The organism is Streptomyces sp. JLBJ103, from assembly GCF_058215575.1.
This window is the reverse complement of sequence record NZ_CM177089.1, coordinates 8028058-8054217: the sequence shown is the minus strand read 5'-3', so window position 1 is coordinate 8054217 and position 26160 is coordinate 8028058. Positions and strand designations below refer to the sequence as shown.

Here is a 26160-nt window from a genome sequence, read left to right as displayed (position 1 = left end):
TTCCGCTCCTCCATCAGGGCAGTTCTCTGTCAATGAGCTCGAACATCTCGTCGTCCGACGCGGACTCCAGGCCGCTGAAGTCCGTCATGGCGGCAGGGTCGGTGGCACCGCCGTGCCACTTCGCCAGCAGCCCGCTGAGCCGTTGGGTGATCCGCTGGCGGCCTTCGTCGTCGGTGACCAGGGCGGCGAGGGTGGCGTCCAGCCGGGCCAGCTCGTTGAGGACCGGGTCCACGCCGTTCCGGCCGTCGGTGGTGGCTTCGCCGGGTGTCAGCCGTTCCAGGAGGTGTTCGGCGAGCGCGGCGGCTTCGGGGTAGTCGAAGACCATGGCGGCGGGCAGCCGCAGTCCGGTGGCGGCGGCCAGCCGGTTGCGCAGCTCGACGGCGGTCAGAGAGTCGAAGCCGAGCTCCTTGAAGCTGGTGTCCGCCTGGACCGCGTCCACATCGGTGTGGCCGAGCACGGTGGCCGCGTGGCCGCGGACCAGGTTGAGCACCTGGCGGTGGCGTTCGGTCGCGGACAGCCCGGCCAGCCGTGCGGCCCAGTCGACCTGCTGGCGGCCGTCGCCGGTAGCCGCCGTGCGCCGGCCGGTGCCGCCCGCGCCGCTTGTGGCGGCCAGGGCGCGCAGGGTGGCGGGGACGGTGTCGGGGGGCAGCCCGGCCAGGGTCCGGGTGTCCACGTCGGCGGCGACGAGGTGGTCGGCGCCGTGCCGCACCGCGGCGTCGAGGAGAGTGAGGCCGTGCTGTGCGGTCAGGGCGCGGATTCCAGTGCGGGCCATCCGGGCAAGGTCGGCCTCGGCGAGGTGGCCGGTCATCCCGCTGGCCTCGGCCCACAGCCCCCACGCCACCGATACCCCGGGCAGTCCGGCTGCCCTGCGGTGGGCGGCCAGGGCGTCGCAGAAGGCGTTGGCCGCCGCGTAGTTGGCCTGCCCGGGACTGCCCATCACCCCGGCCGCCGACGAGAACATCACGAACATGCCCAACCGCAGATGCGCCGTCGCGGCGTGCAGATGGGCGGCCGCCGTGGCCTTGGCCGCCCACACCCGCGCCAGCCGCTCCGGGGTCTGTGAGGTGACCACCGCGTCGTCCAGAACACCCGCCGCGTGAATCACTCCCGTCAGTGGATGTGCCGGGTCGATGTCCGCCACCAGCTCCGCCACCGCCGTGGCGTCGGTGACGTCGGCGGCGACGATCCGTACCCCGGCGCCCAACACTTCGAGACGTGCGGCCAGTTCGGACGCGCCGGGGGCATCCGGGCCACGCCTGCTGACCAGCACCAGATGGCCGGTGTGCCAGGTGCGTACAAGGTGTTCGGCGACGTGGCCGCCGAGGGTGCCGGTGCCGCCGGTGATGAGTACGGTGCCGTCCGGATCGACGCCCGCGGGTACGTCCAGCACCAGCTTCCCGGTGTGGCGGGCCTGGCTGAGCTGCCGCAGTGCGTCGCGTGCCCGGCTCAGCGGCCGGGTCGTCACGGGTGCGGGCCGCAGCTCCCCGGTGGCGAACAGCGCGCTCAACTCGCGAAGCATCGCCCCGATGCGGTCCGGTCCGGCGTCGGGCACCAGGTCGAAGGCGCGGTAGCGCACCCCCGGGTGGGCGGTGGCGATGTCTTCGCGATCGCGGATGTCGGTCTTGCCCATCTCGGAGAGCCGTCCGCCGTCGCTCAGCAGCCGAAGCGAGGCGTCCACGAACGGTCCGGCGAGGCTGTTCAGCACCACATCCACACCGCGTCCGCCGGTGGCTTCGCGCAGTTCCTCCTCGAAGCCGAGATCGCGGGAGGAGGCGCGGTGGGCGTGGTCGATGCCCATCTCCTCGAGCACCGTGTGTTTGCCGGGTCCGGCCGTGGCGTAGATCTCGGCGCCGAGGTGGCGGGCGATCTGCACGGCGGCCATGCCGACACCGCCGGTCGCGGCGTGGATGAGCACCGATTCGCCCGATGTCAGCCCTGCCAGGTCCACCAGGCCGTACCAGGCGGTGAGGAACACCACCGGTACGGCGGCGGCCTGCTGGTAGCTCCAGCCCTCCGGGACCGGCACCACCATGCGGGCGTCCGCCACCGCGTACGGGCCGAACGCGCCCTCGAACAGGCCCATAACCCGGTCCCCGGGCTCGAGCCCGGTCACCTCGGCGCCCATGTCCAGGACCACTCCGGCGCCTTCGCTGCCCCGGAACACCCCGCCACCGGGGTACATGCCCACGACGATGAGGGCATCCCGGAAGTTGAGGCCCGCGGCGTGCACGGCGATACGGACCTCGCCGGGGCCCAGGGGTTCCAGGACCTCGGGGCAGGGCACCGGTGTCACGTTCTCCACGGTGGCGGCGCCCCGCACCGCCAGCCGCCACGCCCGCTCGCCCACCGGAGCGACCAGGCCACCGCTGCCGGGGCCACCGGCGCGTACCAGCCGGGGGGCCAGGACACGGCCGGCCCGCACCGCCACCTGTGGTTCGTCCAAACCGGCGGCGCGCAGCACTCCGTCCACCACATCGACGGCGGTTTCATCCGGATCGGCCGCGGCACGGGGGTCGAGGTCGAGCAGGATCAACCGGTCGGGGTTCTCCGACTGCGCGCTGCGCAGCAGCCCCCATACGGCGGCACCCGCCGGGTGCGCGGCCTGGTTGCCGGGGTCCTCGCCCGGGGTGTCACCGGCGGCTACGGCGCCGCGGGTCACCACCACCAGACGGGCTCCGGCCAGCCGGGGTTCGGCCAGCCAGCCCCGCACCAGGCGCAGGGTGTGCTGGGCGGTGGCGAGGGCGTGGGCCTCGTCCGCCTCCGGCCGTGCCTCAGCGGCCGGAACACCGGCCAGGACCACGGCGGGTACCGGGGTGTCGGTGTCGAGCGCCGCGATCAAAGCCTCCAGGCCGGAGTGGCGCGCCAGGTCGGCGGGGTGCCAGTCGGTGTCCTCGGGACCGAGCACCACCCAGGTGCCGTCGCCGATGCCCGGGGCGGGCAGCGTGGTGTCGGTGCCCGAGGCGGGTGTGGGCAGGGGGATCCAGTCGAGGGTGAACAGACCGTCGGTGCCGGAGCGGCCCGCGGTCCGCAGCTGGTCGGTACGGGCGGGCCGCAGTTCCAGCGCGTCGATGGTGAGGACGGGAGCGCCGACGGCGTCGGCCACGGTCACGTGCACTGCGCGCCGGGTGTCGGTGTCCTGTGCGTGGGGCGACAGCCGGACCCGTACGGTGGTCGCGCCGGACGCCCACAGGGTCACTCCGGTCCAGGTGAACGGCATCCACAGCGAGTCGGTGTCGGGGGTCTTCCCTGGCGGGTCGACGAGCACGGCGGCCGGGTGCAGTACGGCGTCCAGCAGCGCCGGGTGGATCCCGAATCCCCGCTGGTCTCCGGCGGCTTCGGGAAGTGTCACTTCGGCGAGGACGTCGGTGCCGTCCCGCCAGAGCTTCCGTACACCGCGGAAGGCGGGCCCGTATCCGTATCCGGTGGCCGCGGCATGTGCGTAGAGCGTGTCCGCGTCGACGGGTTCGGCGCCCGTGGGAGGCCATGTGCCGGTGGCGGGCAGGGTGTTCGCCGTGCCGTCGCGGGGCGGGCCGAGCACTCCGGTCGCGTGGCACACCCAGCCGGTGGTGTCGGTGGTGTGGTCCGGCCGGGTGTACACGCGTACGTCGCGCCGGCCGTCGCCGGTGGCGTCGCCCACGACGACCTGGACCCGCAGCCCGCCCGTGTCCGGCAGGACCAACGGCACCTGCGAGGTCAGTTCCTCCACCGTGCCGCAGCCCGCCTGGTCGGCGGCCCGCAGCGCCCATTCGACCTGTGCGGCGCCGGGGACGAGCACGGCGCCGGCCACCGTGTGGTCGGCGAGCCAGCCCTCGCCGCCACCGGCCGCGAGCCGGCCGGTGAGGAGCTGGCTGCTGCCGTCGGCGACTTCCAGGGCCGCGCCCAGCAGTGGGTGTTCGGCGGTGACGAGGCCGAGGTCGGCGGGGTCGCCGCCGCGGCCGCCGGTGTCCTCCAGCCAGTAGTGGTCGCGCTGGAAGGCGTAGGTGGGGAGGGCGACCGTGCGCGGCGCCGGGTCCGAGGGGAACGGCCCGGTCCAGTCGACCTCGATTCCGGCGGTGAACGCCTGGGCCACCGAGCGCAGCAGCTGGGGCAGATCGCCGTGGTCGCGGCGGAGTGTGGGCACCGTGACGGCCTCGATCGCGGTGTCCTCGAAGGTCTCCTGCATCCCCACCATCAGCACGGGGTGGGTGCTGGCCTCGATGAACACCCGGTGGCCGTCGGTCAGCAGCGCTTCGACGGCATCGGCGAACCGCACCTGTTCCCGCAGATTGCGCACCCAGTACGCGGTGTCCAGAACGGTGGTTTCGGTCCTGCCCCGGGTCACGGTCGAGTAGAACGCCACCTCGTCCGGGGGCACCGCGACCGGTTCGATTCCGGCCAGCACCGTGGTGAGTTCATCGGCGATCCGGTCCACCTGGGGGCTGTGGGAGGCGTAGTCCACCTCGATCATCCGGGCCCGCTCGCCGGACTCCCGGCACGCTGCCGCGGCCGCGGCCACCTGGGCGGGAGGTCCGGACACCACGGTGGACGCCGGTCCGTTGACCGCGGCCACCACCACCGAGGCGACACGGTCGCCGAGTCGGTCCAGCAGCGCGACCGCCTGCTCCTCGCCGATGCCGAGGGAGGCCATCGCACCGCCACCGGCCAGGCGGCGCAGCGCCTGGCTGCGCAGGGCCACGATCCGGGCGCCGTCGTCCAGGGACAGCGCCCCGGCCACGCAGGCGGCGGCGATCTCGCCCTGGCTGTGGCCGACGACCGCGGCGGGCCTGACACCGTAGCCCTCCCATACGGCGGCGAGGGACACCATCACCGCCCACAGCACGGGTTGCACCACGTCCACCCGGCTGAGGTCGGCGACGCCTTCGGTGCCGCGGAGCACATCGGTGAGCGACCAGTCGACATACGGTGCCAGGGCGCGTTCACAGGCGGCCGCGTGCTCCGCGAACACCGGTGAGACATCCATCAGCCCCGCGCCCATGCCGATCCACTGGGAGCCCTGGCCGGGGAAGACCAGCACCGGTCCCTTGCCGCCGTGGGTGGCGGCAGTGCCGGAGTGGACCACGCCCGGATGGGTCTCGTCGGCCGCCAAGGCCCGTACGGCCGCCAGGAGTTCGGCGCGGTCCCTGCCGACCACCACGGCCCGGTGGTCGAAGCGGGTGCGGGTGGTCAGCAGCGACCAGCCGATCTCGGTGGGTGACGGAGCGTCTTCGTCGGTCAGCCACTCGGCGAGAGCCCGAGCCTGGTCACGGAGGGCGGCGGCGCCGCGCGCGGAGAGCACCCAGGGCACCGCGCCGGTGGCGGGCACGGCCGGTGCGGAACCGTCGTCCAGCGCTTCGGGCGCCTGCTCGAGGATCACATGGGCGTTGGTGCCGCTGATACCGAAGGAGGACACACCGGCGCGGCGGGGCCGCTCGGCACGGGGCCATGCGACGGCTTCGGTGAGCAGCCGCACCGCGCCGTCGTCCCAGTCGACATGGTGGCTGGGCGAGTCGATGTGCAGGGACGGAGGCAGCAGGCCGTGGCGCATCGCCATCACCATCTTGATGACACCCGCCACCCCGGCGGCGGCCTGGGTGTGGCCGATGTTCGACTTCACCGAGCCCATCCACAGTGGCCGGCCGTCGGGGCGTTCCTGGCCGTAGGTGGCCAGCAGCGCCTGGGCCTCGATCGGGTCACCCAGGGTGGTGCCGGTGCCGTGCGCCTCCACCACGTCGACCTCGGACGGAGCGAGGCGCGCGGAGGCCAGCGCGGCGCGGATCACCCGCTGCTGCGAGGGGCCGTTGGGGGCGGTGAGCCCGTTGGAGGCGCCGTCCTGGTTGACGGCGGAGCCACGGATCACGGCCAGCACCTGACGACCGTTGCGCCGGGCGTCCGAGAGGCGTTCGAGGACGAGCAGGCCGATGCCCTCGCCCCAGCCGGTGCCGTCGGCCGCCGCCGCGAACGGCTTGCAGCGACCGTCGGCGGCCAGCCCGCGCTGCCGCGAGAACTCGACGAAAGTGTTGGGGGTGGCCATCACCGTCACACCACCGGCCAGCGCCAGGGTGCATTCCCCCTGCCGCAGCGCCTGGGCAGCCAGATGCATCGCCACCAGCGACGACGAACACGCGGTGTCCACCGTCACCGCGGGCCCTTCCAGACCGAAGGTGAACGCCACGCGCCCCGAGGCGATGCTCGGTGTGCTGCCGGTCATCAGACGTCCCTCGACGCCTTCCGGTGTCCGGCCCAGGAAACGGCTGCCGTAGTCGTCGTACATGACACCGGTGATCACCGCGCTCTGGCTGCCGCGCAGACCGACCGGGTCGATACCCGCGTTTTCGAATGCCTGCCAGGCGGTTTCCAGCAGCAGTCGCTGCTGGGGATCGGTGGCCAGCGCCTCGCGCGGACTGATCCCGAAGAACTCGGCGTCGAACCTCGGGGCGTCGTACAGGAATCCGCCTTCGCGGGCATAACTGGTGCCGGTGTGGTCAGGGTCCGGGTCGAACAGATCCGCCAGATTCCAGCCGCGGTCCGTGGGGAACTCACCGATGGCGTCCGCCCCTTCGGCCACCAGCCGCCACAGTTCCTCCGGCGAGCTGACGCCGCCCGGATAGCGGCAGGCCATACCGACGATGGCGATCGGATCGTCATCGGCCGCCACCGCCACGGCGGCCGGTACGCCCGGTGGCGTGGCCGGGTCCGTGCCGAGGAGCTGGTCGCGCAGGAAACGGACGAGGGCGTCGGGGGTCGGGTAGTCGAAGATGACGGTGGCCGGGATCCGGGTACCGGTGGCCGTGCCCAGGCGGTTGCGCAGATCGAGCGCGGTCAGCGAGTCGAAGCCGAGCTCCTGGAAGGCCCGGCCCGGCTCGATGTCTTCCGGGTCCGGATGAGCGAGAACGGTAGCGATCTGGTCGCGCACCAGCTCGGCGAGGGCCCGGTCCCGCTGCTCGGCGGAGAGCCCGGCAAGCCGCGGGGCCCAGGACCCCGCGCCGGTGTCCGCGACAGCCCGCGCCGGTGTGCGCACCAGACGCCGCAGCACGGGTGGCAGGGGCCCGGTGGCCGCCCGGGTGCGCAGCGCCACGGTGTTGAACCTGGCCGGTACGACGGTGGGGTGGGAGGTGGTCAGCGCCGTGTCGAGGAGTGCCAGCGCCTGTTCGTCGGAGACCGGGGCGTTGCCGGAACGGGCCACCCTGGCGAGGTCGGTCTCGTCGAGGTGGCCGGTCATACCCCCGGCCACGGCCAGCAGCCCCCAGGCCAGGGTGTGTGCCGTCCGGCCCTCGGCCCGGCGGTGTTCGGCGAGCGCGTTGAGGAACATATTGGCCGCGGCGTAGTTGGCCTGGCCCCCGTTGCCCATGACGGAGGCGGCCGAGGAGAACATCACGAACGCGGCCGGATCCCGGTCGCGGGTCAGCCGGTGCAGATGCCAGGCGGCATCCAGTTTGGGGGCGAGGACGGTGTCGAGTTGCTCGGGTGTCATCGCGGTGACCACGCCGTCGTCGAGCACCCCGGCGGCATGGACGACGGCCGTCAGGGGGTGGTCGGCGGGGATGGTGGCGAGCAGGTCGGCCAGCGCGTGCGGATCGGCGGCATCGCAGGCTGCGACGCGTACCCGGGCGCCCAGTGCGGCCAGTTCACCGGTGAGGGTGTCGATGTCGGGTGAGCCGCCGCCACGTCGGCTGACCAGCAGCAGGTGCCGTACGCCGTGTGCGGAGACCAGATGGCGGGCGACAAGCCGTCCCAGAGCACCGGTGCCGCCGGTGATCAGGACGGTGCCGTCCGGGTCGAGGGCGGGGAACACGGCGTCCTGGCCGGGGCGCACCGTGACCAGACGTGGTACGCGGACCTCCCCGGCCCGCAGGGCCAGTTCAGATTCGTCGGCCTTGATGGCGGCCGGGAGCGCGGTGCGCAGGGCCTGACGGGTTTGGGGGTGGCGGTCCAGGTCCAGGAGCAGGACACGCCCGGGGTGTTCGGCCTGTGCGGCCCGGACCAGGCCCCACAGCGGCGCGGTGATCAGACCGGCGGGCGGGTCCTCGGGGCCGGTGGCCACGGCGCCGTGGGTGACGACGGCCAGCCGAGCGGACGTGAACCGCTCGTCGGTGAGCCAGGTGCGCAGGGTGGTGAGCAGCTGATGCGCGGCGGCCCGCACCTGTGCGGGGATGTTCTCGGGCTCGCTGTCGGTGTCCTGGGGGTGCTGTGTGCCGTGGCATTCCACGACGACCAGGTCGGGGACGGGCTGTCCGCCGTCGACGGCGGCGTTGAGCGCGGTCAGGTCGGGATGGACGATGGTGTCCGGTCCGGTGGCCAGGCCCAGGGGATCCGGTCCGACCACCGCCCACCGTTCGGCGGGTGACGGCTCGCCGATGGCCTGGGGGCCGGGTTGCCAGTCCAGCCGGTACAGCGGGGTGTCGGCCGCAGCGGCTCGGGCGGAGCGCCAGCGGTCGGCGGAGATCTCACGGAGGCCGAGCGACGCGACGGTGGCCACGGTCGCGCCCTGTTCGTCGGTGAGCGTCAGGGTGACCGCCTCCGGGGCGGTCGGGGTGATGCGGACGCGCAGCCGGGCAGCACCGGTGGCGTAGAGCCGTACACCGCTGAAGGAGAACGGGAGCCGCACGGTGGGTGCCGTGGTGTCCTCCGGTTCCCGGCCACCGGTGAAGAGCTCTTCGATGGGGTGCAGGGCGCTGTCGAGCAGGGCGGGGTGCAGTCCGTAGGTGTCCGCCTCGCCGCGGTGTTCGGCCGCGAGACGTACCTCGGCGAGCATCTCGTCGCCGTGTTTCCATGCGGCGTGCAGTCCGCGGAAGGCCGGTCCGTAGGCGTAGCCCTGGTCGGCCAGCCGCTGGTAGAGGTCGGCCACATCGACCGGTACGGCGCCGGGCGGCGGCCATGCGGCCACCGGTGGTTCGGCCGCGGCGGCTGACGTGGTGGGGGTGAGGACGCCGGTGGCATGGCGGACCCAGGCGGTTTCCCCCGCCTCGTTCTCCTCGCCCTCGGGCCGGGAGGACAGGGTGAGCGAACGCCTGCCGGAGGTGTCGGGGGCGGTGACCGCGAGCTGGATGCGCACCGCGCCCGCGGCGGGCAGCAGCAGCGGTGTCTCCAGTGTGAGGTCGTCGATGAGTTCGCAGCCGGTCCGGGCCCCGGCGAGCAGGGCGAGTTCGAGGACGGCCGTACCCGGCAGGGGCACGCTGTCCGCGATGGTGTGGTCGGTCAGCCAGGCGTGGGTGTGCGGGGACAGCCGCCCGGTGAGCAGCAGTCCGCCGTCGGGTGTCTCCACGGCGGCCTGGAGCAGCGGATGGTCGGTGGCGCCGAGGCCGACCGCGCGCATATCGGCGGTGGCGGTGGGCACGGGCCGCCAGTAGCGCTGCCGCTGGAACCGGTAGGTGGGGAGGTCGACGTGGCTCGCCGTGTCGGGAAGGGCGGCGGCGAAGTCGACGGTGGCGCCGTCGAGGTGCAGGGTGGCCAGCGCGGCCAGCAGGGTGCGCGGTTCGTCGCGGCCCGCGCGCAGGGTGGTGGCGAACACGGGCGCGGTGTCCGGTGTGACATCCCCGTCGCTCAGACCGTCCTGGGCCATGGTGGTGAGGACGGCGTCCGGCCCGAGCTCGAGATAGCGGGTGGTGCCCTCGGCGTGCAGGGTGCGCAGCCCGTCGTGGAAGCGTACGGGCTGCCGGACGTGGCGTACCCAGTACTCGGGATCGCACAGCTGACCGGCGGCGGCCGGTTCGCCGGTGAGGTTGGAGATCACCGGGATCCGCGGCGGATGGTAGGTGAGTCCGCGGGCCACGGTGCGGAAGTCGTCGAGCATGGGGTCCAGCAGCGGGGAGTGGAAGGCGTGGCTGACCCGCAGCCGCTTGGTCCGGTGGCCCTGTTCCTTGAGGGTGCGGGCGATGTCCTCGACGGCTTCGGTGTCCCCGGACACCACTACGGCGGTGGGGCTGTTGACGGCGGCCAGCGCGATCCGGTCCGCACGGCCCGCCAGCAAGGACAGGATGTGATCCTCGGTGGTCTCGACGGCGGCCATGGCGCCACCGGCCGGGAGCGCCTGCATCAGCCGTCCCCGGGCGGCCACGAGCGTGCAGGCGTCCGGCAGCGAGAGCACACCCGCCACATGGGCGGCCACCAGTTCCCCGACGGAGTGCCCGGTGAGGAAGTCGGGGACCACGCCGAAGGACTCGACGAGCCGGAAGAGGGCGGTTTCCAGGGCGAAGAGGGCCGCCTGTGTCACCCCGGTGCCGTGCAGCGCCCGTGCTTCACCGGAGCCCTCGACGGCGAGCACCAGGGCGCGCAGTGAGCGTCCGAGCAGGGGGTCCATATGGGCACACACGGCGTCGAAGGCGGTGGCGAACACCGGGTACGTCCGGTACAGCTCACGGCCCATCCCGGCCCGCTGGCTGCCCTGTCCGGTGAACATGAAGGCGGTGCCACCGGAGCGGATGGGGGCCGTGGCACGGACCAGCGCGGGGTGGTCGTCGCCTTCGGCCAGGGCCCGTACCGCCGCGAGCAGTTCCGCACGGCTCCCGGCCACTGCCACGGCCCGGTGTTCAAAGGCGGAGCGGGTCCGGGCGAGCGACCAGGCGACATCGGTCTCGGACTGCCGCGGATGGGCGGTCAGATGGGTGGCGAGTGCTTCGGCCTGGGCGCGCAGCGCCTGATTACCGCGTCCGGACAGGGCCCAGGGGACGAGGGCGCCGTCCGGCGGCTGGGCGGACTCAGCCGGTACGGGCGGGGCGGGTGGCTGCTCGAGCAGCAGATGGGCGTTGGTGCCGGAGATACCGAAGGAGGACACCGCGGCGCGGCGCGGCCGGTCACCGCCCGGCCAGTCGACGGATTCGGTGAGCAGACGTACCGTACCGGCATCCCAGTTCACATGCGGGGTGGGCCGGGTGAGGTGCACAGTGGCGGGCAGTGTGCCGTGCCGCATCGCCATGACCATCTTGATGACACCGGCCACACCCGCCGCTCCCTGGGTGTGTCCGATGTTCGACTTGACCGAACCCAGCCACAGGGGGCGGCCGTCGGGCCGGTCCTGACCGTAGGTGGTCAGCAGTGCGTGGGCCTCGATGGGGTCACCGAGCCGGGTGCCGGTGCCGTGCGCCTCGACCGCGTCCACCTCGGCCGGGGACAGCCGGGCGTTCGCCAACGCCTGGCTGATGACGCGTTGTTGGGAGGGACCGTTGGGCGCGGTGAGGCCGTTGGACGCACCGTCCTGGTTGATGGCCGAGCCCCGGATGACCGCGAGGACCCGGTGGCCGTTGCGCCGGGCGTCCGACAGCCGCTCCAGCAGTACCAGACCGACGCCCTCGGAGAAGGCGGTGCCGTCCGCTTCCTCGGAGAACGCCTTGCAGCGGCCGTCGGGCGCGAGGCCGCGCTGCCGGGAGAACTCGGTGAACACGTTCGGGATGGCCATCACCGTGACGCCGCCCGCGAGTGCCAGACCGCATTCGCCCTGGCGCAGCGCCTGGGCGGCCAGATGCATCGCGACCAGCGACGACGAACACGCCGTGTCCACCGTCACGGCCGGTCCCTCGAGACCGAGGGTGTACGCCACTCGGCCGGACAGCACACTGGGGGCGTTGCCGGTGACCAGATAGCCTTCGGCGTTCTTCTCGATGTGCGGGGTGCCGAAACCGGGGAGGGCGGTGCCCGCGTAGACACCGGTCGAACTGCCCTTGAGCGAGGCGGGGTCGATCCCGGCGCGTTCGAGGACTTCCCAGGACACCTCCAGCAGCAGTCGCTGCTGGGGGTCGATGGCCAGTGCCTCACGCGGGCTGATGCCGAAGAATTCGGGGTCGAAGCGGTCGGCGTCGTAGAGGAAACCGCCTTCCCGGGCGTGGCTGGTGCCGGGGTGGTCGGGGTCCGGGTGGAAGAGCCCTTCCAGGTCCCAGCCACGGTCGGTGGGGAACGCGCCCATCGCGTGTTCACCGGCGGCGACGAGCCGCCACAGTTCCTCGGGCGTGGTCACGCCCCCCGGATAGCGGCAGGCCATGCTGACCACGGCCACCGGTTCCTGCGCGCGGTCCTCCATCTCCCGCAGCCGTCGGCGGGTTTCGTGCAGATCACCGGCGACTCGCCTCAGATAGTCGACCAGCTTCTCTTCCTCAGCATGCGCCACAGCGGGTCACCCGGCCTTCAGCGAAGAGGCGCGCCACGTTGTTCATGACAGGCCAAGCTCGGTGTCGATGAATTCAAGAACTTGATCGGCGGTCGCGACCTGGAGCCGTTCCACGGCGTTGTCTTCGTCGGGCGGCGTGCACATCGCCTTCCACTTCGACAGCAGGGTTTCCAGTCGTGCCGTCACCACGCCGGAGTCCATGTCCTCCACGACCACGGCGGACAGGCTGTTCTCCACTCTGGCCAGCTCGTTGAGGAGCGGATGGAGTGCGTCGGGGCCGGGGGCCGCTCGGGTGTTGTCCCCCGGTACCAGCTGCTGTCGCAGATGGTCGGCCAGGACGGCCGCCTCCGGATGGTCGAAGACCAGGGCCGCGGGCAGCCGCAGTCCGGTGGCGGCGGCGAGCCGGTTGCGCAGTTCGACGGCGGTCAGCGAGTCGAAGCCGAGGTCCTTGAACGACGCGTCCGCGTGGACGACGGAGGCATCGGCGTGTCCCAGGACGGTGGCGGCGTGTGTGCGGACGAGGTTGAGCAGCAGCCGGTGCTGTTCGGAGGACGGCAGCCCGCTGAGCCGGCCGGCCCAGTCGGTGGGTTGAGCCCCGGCGGTGGCGGTCGGCCTGACGCGTCGGCCACCACCCGTGGCCGCGAGGGCGCGCAGGGGTGTGGGCAAGGAGGTGACGGCCTGGGCGGCCAGTGCCCTGGTGTCCAGGTTGAGCGCCAGCAGATGGGGGTGGCCGTGGTGGCAGGCGGCGTCCAGCAGGGCCAGGCCCTCTTCGGTGCTGTTGGCTTTGATGCCGAGGCGGGCGATCCGGGCCAGGTCGGTATCGGCCAGCCGCGCCGTGAGACCGCTGGTGTCCGCCCACAGCCCCCACGCCACCGACAGTCCCGGCAGGCCCGCGACCTGGCGGTGGGCGGCCAGGGCGTCGCAGAAGGCGTTGGCCGCCGCGTAGTTTGCCTGGCCCGGGGTGCCCAGATCGGAGGCGAAGGAGGAGAACATCACGAACATCCCCAGCCGCAGCCGGGCCGTGGCCTCATGAAGCTGGGCGGCGGCCCCGGCCTTGGCGGCCCAGGCCCGTGCCAGCCGCCGCGGGTTCTGGGACGGCAGCATGGCGTCGTCCACGACGCCCGCGGCGTGGATCACGCCCGTCAGCGGATGTGCCGGGTCGATGTCCGCGAGGAGACCGTTCACCGCGGTGGCGTCGGTGATGTCCAGCGCCTCGACACGTACCGCGGCGCCCAGACCGGTGAGGCGCAGCGCCAACTCCCGTGCGCCCGGGGCGTCGAGGCCACTCCGGCTCACCAGCAGCAGATGCCGGATGTGCCGTGTGCGGACGAGATGCTCGGCCACATGCCCGCCCAGGGTGCCGGTGCCACCGGTGATGAGGACGGTGCCATCGGGGTCCACCGGCGCGGGGACGTCCAGCACCAGTTTGCCGGTGTGCTGGGCCTGGCTCAGACACCGCAACGCCTCCCGGGCACGGCTCAACGGCCAGGACCGCACCGGAAGCGGCTCCAGCACCCCGGCCTCGAACAACCGGCCCAGCTCGGCCAGCATCCGGCCGATGAGATCCGGTCCGGCGTCCGCGATCATGTCGTAGGGGTGGTACCGCACATCGGGGTGGTCGTGCTCCGGGTCGCGGATGTCGGTCTTGCCCATCTCCAGGAAACGTCCGCCGTCGGCCAGCAGACGCAGTGAGGCGTCGATGAACTCCCCGGCCAGGCTGTTGAGCACCACATCCACACCACGACCACCGGTCGCCTCCCGCACGCTGTCCTCGAAGTCCAGATCACGCGAAGAGGCACGGTGAGCGGCGTCGATACCCATCGCCTCCAGCACCGGATGTTTCCCGGGACTCGCGGTGGCATAGATCTCCGCACCCAGATGACGAGCGACCTGCACCGCCGCCATCCCCACACCACCAGCCGCGGCATGGATCAGCACCGACTCACCCGCACCGAGACCACCCAGCTCCACCAGCCCGTACCAGGCCGTCAGAAACACCACCGGCGCCGCGGCCGCCTGCTGGAAACTCCAGCCGGAGGGGACGGGTACCACGGTGCGCGCGTCCGCGACGGCCACCGGCCCGAAGGCGCCCTCGAACAGGCCCATGGCCCGGTCGCCCACCGCGAGGCCGGTCACACCCGGACCCACTTCCCGCACCACACCGGCGCCCTCACTGCCCCCGAACTCCGCGCCACCGGGATACATCCCCAACACGATCAGCACGTCGCGGAAGTTGAGGCCCGCGGCGTGGACGTCGATCCGTACCTGCCCGGGACCCAAGGGCTCCAGCACCTCAGGGCAGGCCACCGGCCGTACGCTGTCCACCGTCGCGGTGCCCTCGGCCCCGAGCCGCCACGCGGACACCCCCGCAGGGGGTACGAGGCCGGATGCGGATCCCGCGTGTACGAACCGGGGCACCAGCACCCGGCCGTTCCGCAGCGCGAGCTGCGACTCCTCCAGCTCCAAGGCCCGTACCACACCGTCCGTGAGATGGTCGGTGCCGGAGGCGATCCCACCGTCGTGCGACGTGCCGCCCGGATCGAGGTCGAGCAGCAGGAACCGGCCCGGGTTCTCCGTCTGCGCACTGCGCACCAGGCCCCATACGGCGGCTCCGGCCACGTCCGCGGGCTCGGACCCCCCGCCCGTGAGGCCACCGGTGGCAACGGCTCCGCAGGTCGCCACCACCAACGTCGCTTCCGCCAGCCGCGGTTCGGCCAGCCAGCCCTGGAGCAGTGCGAGGGTCCGCTCCGCGGAGGCCAGTCCGTCGGCCGCCAGATCGCGCACACCGCCATGGGTCGGCGCCGCCATGGACGCCACCACGACGCCCGGGGTGGGCGCGCCGTCGTCAAGTGCGCTGATCAGCGCCTCCAGATCCGGATGGCACACCGCGGTGGGCGTCGCCATCGGCGCCTTGGCTCCCAGCACCACCCACGCCGGGCCACCACCGTTCGGCGTCGCCGCAACCGGCAGGGGCGTCCAGTCCATGGCGAACAGCCCGTCCGCGACGGGAGTGCGGACCGCCCGCAGCCGCTCGGCGCCGGCCGAACGCAACACCACCGCGTCGGCGCTCAGCACCGGGGCCCCCACGGCGTCCGCCACGCTCACCCGCAGCGTGCGCTCGCCGTCCGCACCGCTCTCATCGGGGGACAGCCGGATCCGTACCCGGGTCGCCCCACCGGCCCAGAGTGACACTCCGTTCCAGGTGAACGGCAGCCACACCCGGCCCTCGACCGGTTCGGCGTCGGTCATCGGCCGGTCGCCGAGCAGCACGGGGTGCAGGGCCGCGTCGAGCAACGCGGGGTGGACACCGAAACCGGACGGCTCCCCGGCCGCCTCCGGCAGCACCACCTCGGCCAGCAGGTCGGCACCGTCCCGCCACACGGCGTGCAGCCCCTGGAACGCGGGCCCGTACGCGTATCCCGACGCCGCGAGCCGCTCGTAGAACCCCGCCAGATCCACGGGTTTCGCACCCGCCGGAGGCCATACGCCGCCCTGGTCCGCCGCGGGGGCCGGGGCGTCGGACGGCGGACTCAGCACACCTTCCGCATGGCACACCCATCCGGCGCCGGAGCCGGAGCCGTCATCGGGGCGCGAGTACATCCGCACCTCCCGCCGCCCGTCGGCGCCCTGTTCACCGACGGCCACCTGGAGGCGGAGTCCACCCGACGGCGGCAGTACCAGCGGCACCTGGAGCGCCAGTTCCTCCACACCGCCGCTGCCGACCTCGTCGGCGGCGCGCAGGGCCCACTCCACCAGGGCCGTGCCAGGAATGAGGACGGTGTCCGCCACGACATGCTCACCGAGCCAGTCGTGTGTCTGTGCGGCAAGCCGACCGGTCAGCAGCCTGCCGCCACCGTCGGCCAGTTCCACCGCCGCGCTCAGCAGCGGATGTCCGGCGGGCATCAGTCCGAGGTCCGCCGGGTCGGTGCCACGGTCGCTGAGCCCGTCCAACCAGTAGCGCCGGTGCTGGAAGGCGTAGGTGGGCAGATCGACGGTACGGGGGCGGGGATCGGCGGGAAACAGCGTTGTCCAGTCCACCTCCACCCCGGCCGTGAACGCCTGCGCGAGCGACCGCGCCAGCTGTCGTCGATCCCCTTCGTCACGGCGCAGCGTCGGCACCGTCACCGCCCGGACATCGGCTTGCTCGAACGTCTCCTGCATCCCCACCGTCAGCACCGGATGTGTGCTGGCCTCGATGAACACCCGGTGTCCTTCGGCCAGCAGCGCGGCGATGGCGTCGGCGAACCGTACGCGCTCGCGCAGATTGGTCACCCAGTACGCGGTGTCCAGCGCGGTGGTGTCGGCGCGGCCACCGGTCACCGTCGAGTAGAACGCCACCTCGGATGTGGTGTTGGGGCGGATTCCGCTGAGAACCGTGTGCAACTCGTCGGTGATCCGGTCGACCTGGGGGCTGTGCGAGGCGTAGTCCACCTCGATCAGCCGTGCCCGGTCACCGTTCTCCCGGCATGCCGTGACCACCGCGGCCACCTGCTCCGGTGGACCCGATACGACCGTGGAGGCGGGCCCGTTGACCGCCGCGATCCCGACTCCGGCGGCCGTCTCCTCCAGCCCGGAGAGCATCCGACGGGCACGCTCCTCACCCACGCCGAGCGAGGCCATGGCTCCGCCACCGGCCAGCTTCCGCAGCGCCTGGCTGCGCAGCGCCACGATCCTGGCGCCGTCCTCCAGGGACAGCGCCCCCGCCACCACCGCCGCCGCGATCTCGCCCTGGCTGTGGCCCACCACCGCGGCGGGCCGCACACCGTGTCCGGCCCAGACCGCCGCCAACGACACCATCACCGCCCACAACACCGGCTGCACCACATCGACACGGCCCAGATCAGCGGCGCCCTCGGCGCCCCGCAGCACCTCCGTCAACGACCAGTCCACATACGGGGCAAGGGCGCGTTCGCACGCGGCCACCCGTTCCGCGAACACCGGTGAGACATCCAGCAGCCCGGCGCCCATGCCCACCCACTGCGAACCCTGGCCCGGGAACACCAGCACCGGGCCGATGTCGCCGGTGGCCACGGTGATACCCGAGGTCATCACACCGGGATGTGCGTCGCCTGCTGCCAGGTCCTCGACGGCCGCCACCAGTTCCGCGCGGTCCGCGCCCAGCACCACCGCGCGGTGCTCGAACACCGCACGGGTGGTGATCAGCGACCATCCCACCTCGACGGGCCCGGCCTCGATGTCCTGTGCCAACCGCCCGGCCAGTGCCGCGGCCTGCCCCCGCAATGCCTCGGTGCTGCGCGCGGAGAGCACCCACGGGACCACGCCACCGGTACAGCCGCCCACCGCGACCGGCTCATCCGTCTCGGGCGCCTGCTCCAGGATCAGATGGGCGTTGGTGCCGGAGACCCCGAAGGAGGAGACCGCGGCCCGGCGCGGCCGGTCCAGTGCGGGCCACGCGGTGGGCCGGTCGAGGAGCCGGATACCGCTGCCGTCCCACTCCACATGCGGGGTGGGCTCGTCGAGGTGGAGATTGGCGGGCAGTTCCGCGTGGCGCAGGGCCAGCACCATCTTGATGACACCCGCGACACCGGCCGCCGCGTGGGTGTGGCCGATGTTGGACTTGAGCGAGCCCAGCAGCAGCGGGCGGTCGTGGGGCCGGCCCTGACCGTAGGTGGCCATAAGCGCCTCGGCCTCGATCGGGTCGCCCAGTGTGGTACCGGTGCCGTGTGCCTCCACCGCGTCCACATCGCCCGGCCCCAGCTGGGCGCCGGCGAGAGCCTGCCCGATGACCCGTTCCTGGGCGACGTCGTTGGGCGCGGTGAGCCCGTTGCTGGCCCCGTCCTGATTGATCGCCGAACCGCGGATGACCGCCAGCACCCGGCGGCCGTTGCGCAGCGCGTCCGACAGCCGTTCCAGCACCACCAGGCCGACACCTTCGGAGAAGCCGGTGCCGTCGGCGGTGGCGGCGAACGACTTGCAGCGGCCGTCGGGGGCGAGCGCTCCCTGCCGGGTGAACTCGGTGAACATGATGGGAGTGGCGAGTGAGGTGACACCTCCGGCCAGCGCCAGGGCGCATTCGTTCTGCCGGAGCGCCTGACAGCTCAGGTGCATGGCCACCAGGGACGCCGAGCACGCGGTGTCCACGGTCACCGCGGGCCCTTCCAGGCCCAGGGTGTAGGCCACCCGTCCCGAAATCACGCTGGTCAGGCTGCCGGTGGTGGCGTATCCCTCAAAGCCCTCGGGGATCCGTGGCGCACGGGCCAGATAGTCCTGGCTGGACACCCCGGCGTAGACACCGGTGCGGGTGCCCTTCAGAGAGTGGGGGTCGATACCGGCGCGCTCGAGCGCTTCCCACGCGGTCTCCAGCACCAGCCGCTGCTGCGGGTCCATGGCGAGTGCTTCGCGGGGGCTGATGCCGAAGAACGCCGCGTCGAACCGGTCGGCCGCGACAAAGCCGCCCTGGCGGACACAGCTGGTGCCGTAGTGCTCCGGGTCGGGGTGATAGAGGCCGTCCAGATCCCAGCCGCGGTCCGTGGGGAAATCACCGATCGCGTCGACTCCCGAGACCAGCAGGTCCCACAGCTCCTCCGGAGAGGTGACTCCGCCGGGGAAACGGCAGGCCATGCCCACCACTGCCACCGGCTCCTGTGCCCGCTCCTCCATCTCACGCAGCCGCAGCCGCGTGTCGTGGAGATCGGCGGAGACACGCTTGAGGTATTCGACGAGTTTTTCTTCGTTCGCCATGAGGGTCACCCGGCCTTCAGCGTTCGTCGCGCCCGGCACATTCAGGACACACCAAGCTCGTTGTCGATAAAGTCAAGGACCTGATCCGCGGACGCGGACTCCAGCCGTTCCGCCGCGCTCAGTTGGGCCGCGGGACGACGGGACGTGCGGGGTTGCACCGGTACGGCCACCGGGGCGGAGGCGCTGGACGTGGCGGTGGTGGTTTCCTCGGGTGCGAGCCGCCGCACCAGATGGTTCACCACCCCCGCCGGGGTCGGGTAGCGGAAGATGAGTGCCGCGGGCAGCCGCAGCCCGGTGGCGGCGGCGAGGCGGTCGCGCAGTTCGACGGCGGTCAGGGACTCGAAGCCCAGTTCCTTGAAGCTGACGTCGGCGTGTACGGCGTTGGCGTCGGTGTGCCCCAGCACCGTGGCGGCGTGGTCACGAACCAGATGGAGCAACTGCCGGTGTCGGTCCGCCGCCGACAGCCCCGTCAGCAGGGCGGCCCAGTCGACGGACCGCTCGCCGGTGGCGGCCGCGGTGCGCCGCCGCACGCGCGTCCCGCCGTTGGCGGTGGCCGCGGTGCGCGGGGCCGTGGCCTTCAGCTGGTCGGCCGCGGCCGGACGCGTCACCAGCGCGTCGACGGTCAGCACCGGCGCCCCCACGGCGTCGGCGACGACCACCCGCACCTCCCGTCCACCGTCCGGGCCGGGCGGTGGCGCGGTGAGCCGTACGCGGACCGTGGTCGCCTCGGTCGCCCACAGCGACACCCCGCTGAAGGCGAACGGCAGCCGCACCCGCCCCTCCGGTTCACGGGTATCGTCCAGCAGTACCGGGTGCAGTACGGCGTCCAGCAGCACCGGGTGGACACCGAACCCGCCCGGTTCCCCGGCGGACCGCGGCAGTTCGACTTCGGCCAGCAGATCGGTACCGTCGCGCCACAGCGCACGCAGCCCCTGGAACGCCGGACCGTATGCGTACCCCGAGGCGGCGAGGTGTGCGTAGCACCCGTCGATGTCCACCGGCCGCGCGCCCGGCGGCGGCCAGGCCACGGTCAGCTCCGCCGTCCGGTCCTCGGGGACGGACGGGCCGAGCACGCCCACGGCGTGGCAACTCCAGTCGGTGTCCGCGTGCACGCCGTTGTCGGGGCGGGAGTACACCGCCACGTCGTGGCGCCCGTCGTCACCCACCGGGCCGACCACCACCTGTATCCGGAGGCCGCCCGTCTCGGGCCAGATGAGTGGCTGCCGCAGGGTGAGCTCCTCCACCGCGTCGCAGCCGGCTTCGTCGGCGGCCCGCAGCGCCCACTCCACCACAGCGGCCCCGGGCACCAGTGTCATCCCGGCCACCGTGTGCTCGCCCAGCCAAGGATGGGTCTGTGCCGAAAGCCGGCCCGTCAGCACCTGGCTGCTGCCGTCGGCGAGCCGTACGGCGGCGCCCAGCTGCGGATGCCCGACGGCGGTCAGTCCGAGGTCGGCCGGATCACCGCCCCGGCCACCGGTGACGTCCAGCCAGTAACGGTCGCGCTGGAAGGCGTAGGTGGGCAGTTCGACGGTTCGGGGGCGAGGCTCTGCTGGGAACAGCGCCGTCCAGTCCACGTCCACCCCAGCGGTGAACGCCTGCGCCAACGACCGTGTCAGCTGGGCCGGATCGCCGTGGTCACGGCGCACGGTGGGTACCACGACGGCGTCGATCCCGGCCTGTTCGAACGTCTCGCGCATGCCCATGGTGAGCACCGGATGGGTGCTGGCCTCGATGAACACCCGGTGGCCATTGGCCAGCAGCGCTTCGACCGCGTCGGCGAACCGCACCTGCTCCCGCAGATTGCGCACCCAGTACCCGGTGTCGAGCTCCTCAGCGGCCACCCGGCCACCGGTCACGGCCGAGTAGAACGCCACCTCGTCAACGGGTGACGTGAGGGGTTCGACTCCGCCCAAGGAGGCGGTGAGTTCATCGGTGACGCGGTCGACCTGGGGGCTGTGGGAGGCGTAGTCCACCTCGATCGGCCGCGCCCGTTCCTCCTCCTTCCGGCACTCCTCCACCACCGCCGCCACTTGCTCGGGCGGGCCGGACACCACGGTGGACTCAGGCCCGTTGACGGCCGCCACCACCACCGCGTCCGCCCGGTCGCCGAGGCGCGACAGCAGCTCCGTCGCGCGTTCCCGGCCGAGTCCGAGCGAGGCCATGGCGCCACCGCCCGCGAGCTGCCGCAGCGCCCGGCTGCGCACGGCCACGATCCGGGCGGCATCATCCAGGGAGAGGGCGCCCGCCACCACGGCCGCCGCGATCTCGCCCTGGCTGTGGCCCACCACGGCCGCGGGGCGCACACCGTACGCGGCCCATACGGCGGCCAGGGACACCATCGCCGCCCACAGCATCGGCTGCACCACGTCCACCCGGCCCAGGTCCGCCGCACCCTCGGCGCCGCGCAGCACATCGGTCAACGACCAGTCCACATACGGGGTCAGTGCCCGCTCGCACTCCGCGACGCGCGCCGCGAACACCGGCGAGGTGTCGAGCAGTGCCGCGCCCATCCCCGCCCACTGCGATCCCTGTCCCGGAAACACCAGAACCGGTCCCCCGCCGTCTGCCGTGCCGGTGCCGGGACGGATCGCTCCGGGCCCCACCACAGCCGGGTGGTTCTCCCCCGCGGCCAGTGCCGCGACGGCCGCCGCCAGCGTGGCGCGGTCCTCGCCGACCAGTACGGCCCGGTGCTCGAACACCGACCTGGTACTGATCAGCGACCAGCCGAGGTCCACCGGCGATGCCCCGGGGGCGGTGGCCAAGTGATCGGCCAGCGCCCGGGCCTGGCCGCGCAGGGCTTTCGCGCTCCGCGCGGACAGCACCCACGGCAACACACCGTGCGGCATCCCCTCCGGCGCGGCGGCACCGGCCGCGTCGGAGGGGGGAAGTTCGGGGGCCTGTTCCACGATCAGATGCGCGTTGGTGCCGCTGATACCGAAGGAGGACACGGCCGCCCGGCGGGGACGTTCGGTCTCCGGCCAGACGACCGGTTCGGTCAGCAGGCGCACCGCACCGCTGCCCCAGGCGACATGGGGGCTCGGTGCGTCGATGTGCAGAGAGGCCGGCAGGGTGCCGTGGCGCAGCGCCATCACCATCTTGAGGACACCGGCCACCCCGGCCGCGGCCTGGGTGTGGCCGATGTTCGACTTCAGGGAGCCGAGCCACAGCGGCCGGTCGTCCGGCCGGTCCTGTCCGTAGGTGGCCAGCAGCGCCTGGGCCTCGATCGGGTCGCCGAGTGTGGTGCCCGTCCCGTGTGCTTCGACGGCGTCCACCTCGGCGGGCGCGAGTCCTGCGGTGGCGAGGGCGTGGCGGATCACCCGCGCTTGCGAGGGTCCGTTCGGGGCGGTGAGCCCGTTGGACGCGCCGTCCTGGTTGACCGCGGAGCCTCGGATCAGCGCCAGCACCGGGTGGCCGTGGCGCCGTGCGTCGGACAGCCGTTCCAGCAGGACCAGGCCCGCTCCTTCGGCCCATCCGGTGCCGTCGGCCGCCGCGGCGAACGGTTTGCACCGTCCGTCGGGGGCGAGTCCGCGCTGCCGTGAGAAGCCGGTGAACATGCCGGGGGCGGCCATCACGGTGACCCCGCCCGCCAGCGCGAGCGAGCACTCACCCCGGCTCAGGGACTGCGCGGCCAGGTGCAGGGCCACCAGCGAGGAGGAGCAGGCGGTGTCCACGGTGACCGCGGGTCCCTCGAGTCCGAAGGTGAAGGCCACCCGGCCGGACACCACACTCGGGGTGCCACCGGTGAGCAGATGGCCGTCGAGCCCCTTGGGCGCTTCGTGCAGCCGCGGTCCGTAGTCCTGGGGCGTCACCCCGACGAACACACCGGTCGGGCTGCCCTTGAGGGCGGTGGAGCGGATGCCCGCCCGTTCGAACGCCTCCCACGCGGTCTCCAGCAGCAGCCGCTGCTGCGGATCGGCCGCCAGTGCCTCGCGTGGGCTGATGCCGAAGAACTCCGCGTCGAAGCAGGCCGCGTCGTACAGGAATCCGCCCTCGTGTGCGTGGCTGGTACCGGGGCGGTCCGGGTCGGGGTCGAAGAGCGCGGCCAGGTCCCAGCCGCGGTCGCGGGGGAACTCCCCGATAGCGTCCACGCCGTCGGCCACCAGCCGCCACAGCGCCTCCGGCGAGTCGACGCCTCCCGGATAGCGGCAGCTCATGGCCACGACGGCGATGGGGTCGTCGTCCAGGTGCGCGGCGGCCGGTGCGGGGGCGGACGGGGTGGCCGGGGTGGCGGCGGTGCGCAGATGTGCGGCGACGGCGCGTGGGGTGGGGTGGTCGAAGGTGAGGGTGGCGGTGAGGGGCAGACCGGTGGCCTCGGCGAGCCGTTCGCTGAGTTCGGTCGCGGCCAGTGAGTCGAAGCCGAGCTCTTTGAAGGTCAGGCCGGGTTCGACGGCACGCGGATCGGTGTGTCCGAGGACGGCGGCCGCATGGGTACGGACGGTGTCCAGCATCCCGGCCGCGCGCGCCGGGGCCGGGCTACGGTCCTGTCCCGCGCTGTGCTCGGCGGCGGGTGGGATGCCCGGGACGGGCTCGGGGGGGAGCGCGGTGTCGGGCCAGTGGCGCTCGCGCTGGAAGGCGTAGGTCGGGAGAGTCACGCGTCGGTGGGAGCGCTCGGCGAAGGCCCGCTCCCAGCGCACATCGGCGCCGCGCACATACGCCTGGGCCAGCGCGGTGGCGAAGGTCCGGCTCTCGGAACGGTCGCGGCGCAGTACCGCCAGGGCGGCGGGGCGGGGCCGGCCGGGGGCCGTGCCGGGGCGTGCGGCGAGGCATTCACGGGTCATGGCGGCGAGGAGGGCGTCCGGGCCGAGTTCGATGAACGTGGTGGCGCCGGTGTCGCGGAGGGTGTGCACACCGTCCATGAACCTGACCGCGTCCCGGGCGTGCCGCGCCCAGTAGTCGGGCGAGGCGAGCTGTTCGGCGGTGGCGAACCGGCCGGTCACGTTGGAGACGATGGGAATGGCCGGGGTTGTGAAGGTCAATCCGGCGGCGACGGTGCGCAGTTCGTCGAGGACGCCGTCCATGTGGGGTGAGTGGAAGGCGTGGCTGACCTTGAGCAGATGGGCCTTGCGGCCGCGGGCCCGCCAGGTGTCGGTGGCCTGGTGGACGGCGTCCCGGTCGCCGGAGACCACCACGGACGAGGGGCCGTTGACGGCGGCGATGGCGAGGCGGCCTTCCGCCCCCGCGAGGGCCGCGGTGGCTTCGTCCACCGTGGCCTGCCAGGCTGCCATCGCGCCGGAGGCCGTCACGGACTGCATGAGCCGGCCGCGGGCGGCGACCAGGGTGCAGGCGTCGGGCAGGGGGAGCACTCCGGCCACATGGGCGGCGGCGAGCTCGCCGATGGAGTGGCCCATCAGCCAGTCGGGGCGCAGTCCCCAGGTCTCGGCCAGCCGGAACAGGGCCACTTCGACGGCGAACAGCGCGGGCTGGGTGTACGCGGTCCGGTCCAGGGCCACGGTGTGCCGGTCGAACACCACCTCGCGCAGGGGCCGGTCCAAGTGGCGGTCCAGGTGCGTGCACACCTCGTCCAGGGCGGTGGCGAAGGCCGGGTGGGCGGCGTACAGCTCCCGGCCCATGGCGGGGCGCTGGCTGCCCTGGCCGCTGAAGAGCACCGCGAGGCCGCCGTCCGCCGCCTGGCCCCGGGTCAGCCCGGTGGTTTCGGTGTCCTGGGCGAGGGCGTCCAGTCCGCGGGCCAGTGCGTCAGGGTCGTCCTCGCCGCCGAGGATGACGGCGCGGTGGGGGAACGCCGTCCGGGTGGTGGCCAGGGCGTGTGCGATGTCCTCCGGGGTGTCACCGGGGTGTTCGACCGCGTCGAGGCGGTCACGCAGCCGTACCGCCTGGGCGCGCAGGGCCGCCGCGCTCTTCGCGGAGATTACCCACGGCACGGCGGCGAGTTGCGCCGCGGGAGCGGGGGCTTCGGCCGGGACGGGTGGCTGGACGACAGCGGGGGGTTCGACCGGGGCGGGTGGTTCGGCGAGTACCAGGTGGCAGTTGGTTCCGCCCATGCCGAAGGAGCTGACACCGGCGAGCAGCGGCCGGTCGGGGCGGGGCCAGTCGGTGAGGCTGTCCTGGACCCGCAGTCCGAGGTCGGCCAGTGCGATACGCGGGTTAGGGGTGGAGTAGTGGAGGCTGGGCGGGAGTTGCCGGTGGTGGATGCTGAGGGCGGTCTTGAGGAGTCCGACGATTCCGGCGGCGCCTTCCAGGTGGCCGACGTTGGTCTTGGCGGAGCCGACGAGCAGCGGGGTGCCGTCGGTCCTGGCGGTGCCGAGGGCGGCACCGAGCGCGGCCGCTTCGACCGGATCGCCCACGGGGGTTCCGGTGCCGTGGAGTTCGACGTACTGGACATCGGCGGACGCGACCCCGGCCCGCAGGTGTGCGGTGCGTATCACCTCTTCCTGTGCCGCCGCGCTGGGAGCCGTGAGACCGTCGGTGGAGCCGTCGTTGTTGACCGCGCCGGAGCGGATGACGCAGTAGACGGCATCACTGTCGCGGACGGCGGCGTCGAGTGGTTTCAGCACCACGATCCCGCCGCCCTCGCCGCGGACGAAGCCGTTGGCGCGGGCGTCGAAGGTGTGGCAGCGGCCGTCCGGGGAGAGTCCGCCGAACTGGGCGGCGGCGGCCTCCATGCTGTCCTCGCTGAGGATGAGGTTGACTCCACCGGCCAGCGCCAGGACGCATTCCTGTCGCCGCAGGCTCTCGCACGCGGTGTGCACGGCCACCAGCCCGGAGGACTGTGCGGTGTCCACGGTGATGCTGGGGCCGCGCAGCCCGTATCCGTAACTGATGCGGTTGGCGATGATGCTGCGGTGCACTCCGGTCATGGCGTGCCGCGGCCGGGCGTTTGTGGTGTGGCGGCGCAGCAGGTCGGCGTACTCGTCCCAGATGGCGCCCACGAAAACACCGGTGGCGCTGCCGCTCAGTGTCCCAGGGCGGATTCCGGCGTCCTCCAACCCCTCCCAGGCGAGTTCGAGCATCAGCCGCTGCTGGGGGTCCATGGCCACCGCTTCGCGCGGCGCGATGCCGAAGAAACCGGCGTCGAAGGTGTCGACGCGGTCCAGGAATCCGCCGGACCAGGCCGTCTCCGGACGGTCGTGGCCGGTGGTGGCCCCGGGGCGGCGGCGGTCGGCCGGCATCGCGGTGATGGCGTCGACACCGTGCCGCAGCAGCCGCCAGAACGCCGACGGGCTGGGCGCCTGGGGCAGTCGGCAGGCCATTCCCACCACGGCGACGGGCTCCGCGGGCCGAGGTGTCGGGGTGGGCGCGGCGCTATCCATCACACCGCTGGGGGCGCTGGGAAATCGTGAGCGTGTCCTTGGTCATGGGAGGCACTCCCGCTCCGGATTGATGATCGGTGCGAGCACTTCGCCCATCCTGCGGCGCAGGTCTAA

3 protein-coding genes are annotated in these 26160 nt (G+C 72.9%); all 3 read right to left on the bottom strand.

Going from position 1 to position 26160, the window contains the following annotated elements; translation table 11 throughout:
* Positions 1-13: 13 nt before the first annotated feature.
* From AC4BEG_RS34410 to AC4BEG_RS34400, 3 genes are read right to left on the bottom strand one after another with little or no spacing between them, the layout of a single operon-like run.
* A complete protein-coding gene (locus AC4BEG_RS34410; RefSeq protein ID WP_490703586.1) occupies positions 14-12076 on the bottom strand; it encodes an SDR family NAD(P)-dependent oxidoreductase in 12063 nt (4020 codons plus the stop codon).
* A 42-nt stretch (positions 12077-12118) separates the two neighbouring features.
* Positions 12119-18778 carry a beta-ketoacyl synthase N-terminal-like domain-containing protein gene (locus tag AC4BEG_RS34405; protein WP_490703585.1) on the bottom strand — a complete coding sequence of 2220 codons (6660 nt, stop codon included), beginning with the start codon at positions 18776-18778 and terminating at the stop codon, positions 12119-12121.
* 41 nt (positions 18779-18819) lie between these two features.
* Positions 18820-26046, bottom strand: a complete 7227-nt coding sequence (locus AC4BEG_RS34400; RefSeq protein ID WP_490703584.1) for a type I polyketide synthase — start codon at positions 26044-26046, stop codon at positions 18820-18822.
* Between the last annotated feature and the right edge of the window lie 114 nt (positions 26047-26160).

What these genes read in the sequence shown, in the direction of transcription:
- AC4BEG_RS34400 (WP_490703584.1), bottom strand. Translation starts at nt 26,046, where the DNA reads ATGGATAGCGCCGCGCCCACCCCGACACCTCGGCCCGCGGAGCCCGTC.
- AC4BEG_RS34405 (WP_490703585.1), bottom strand. Translation starts at nt 18,778, where the DNA reads ATGGCGAACGAAGAAAAACTCGTCGAATACCTCAAGCGTGTCTCCGCC.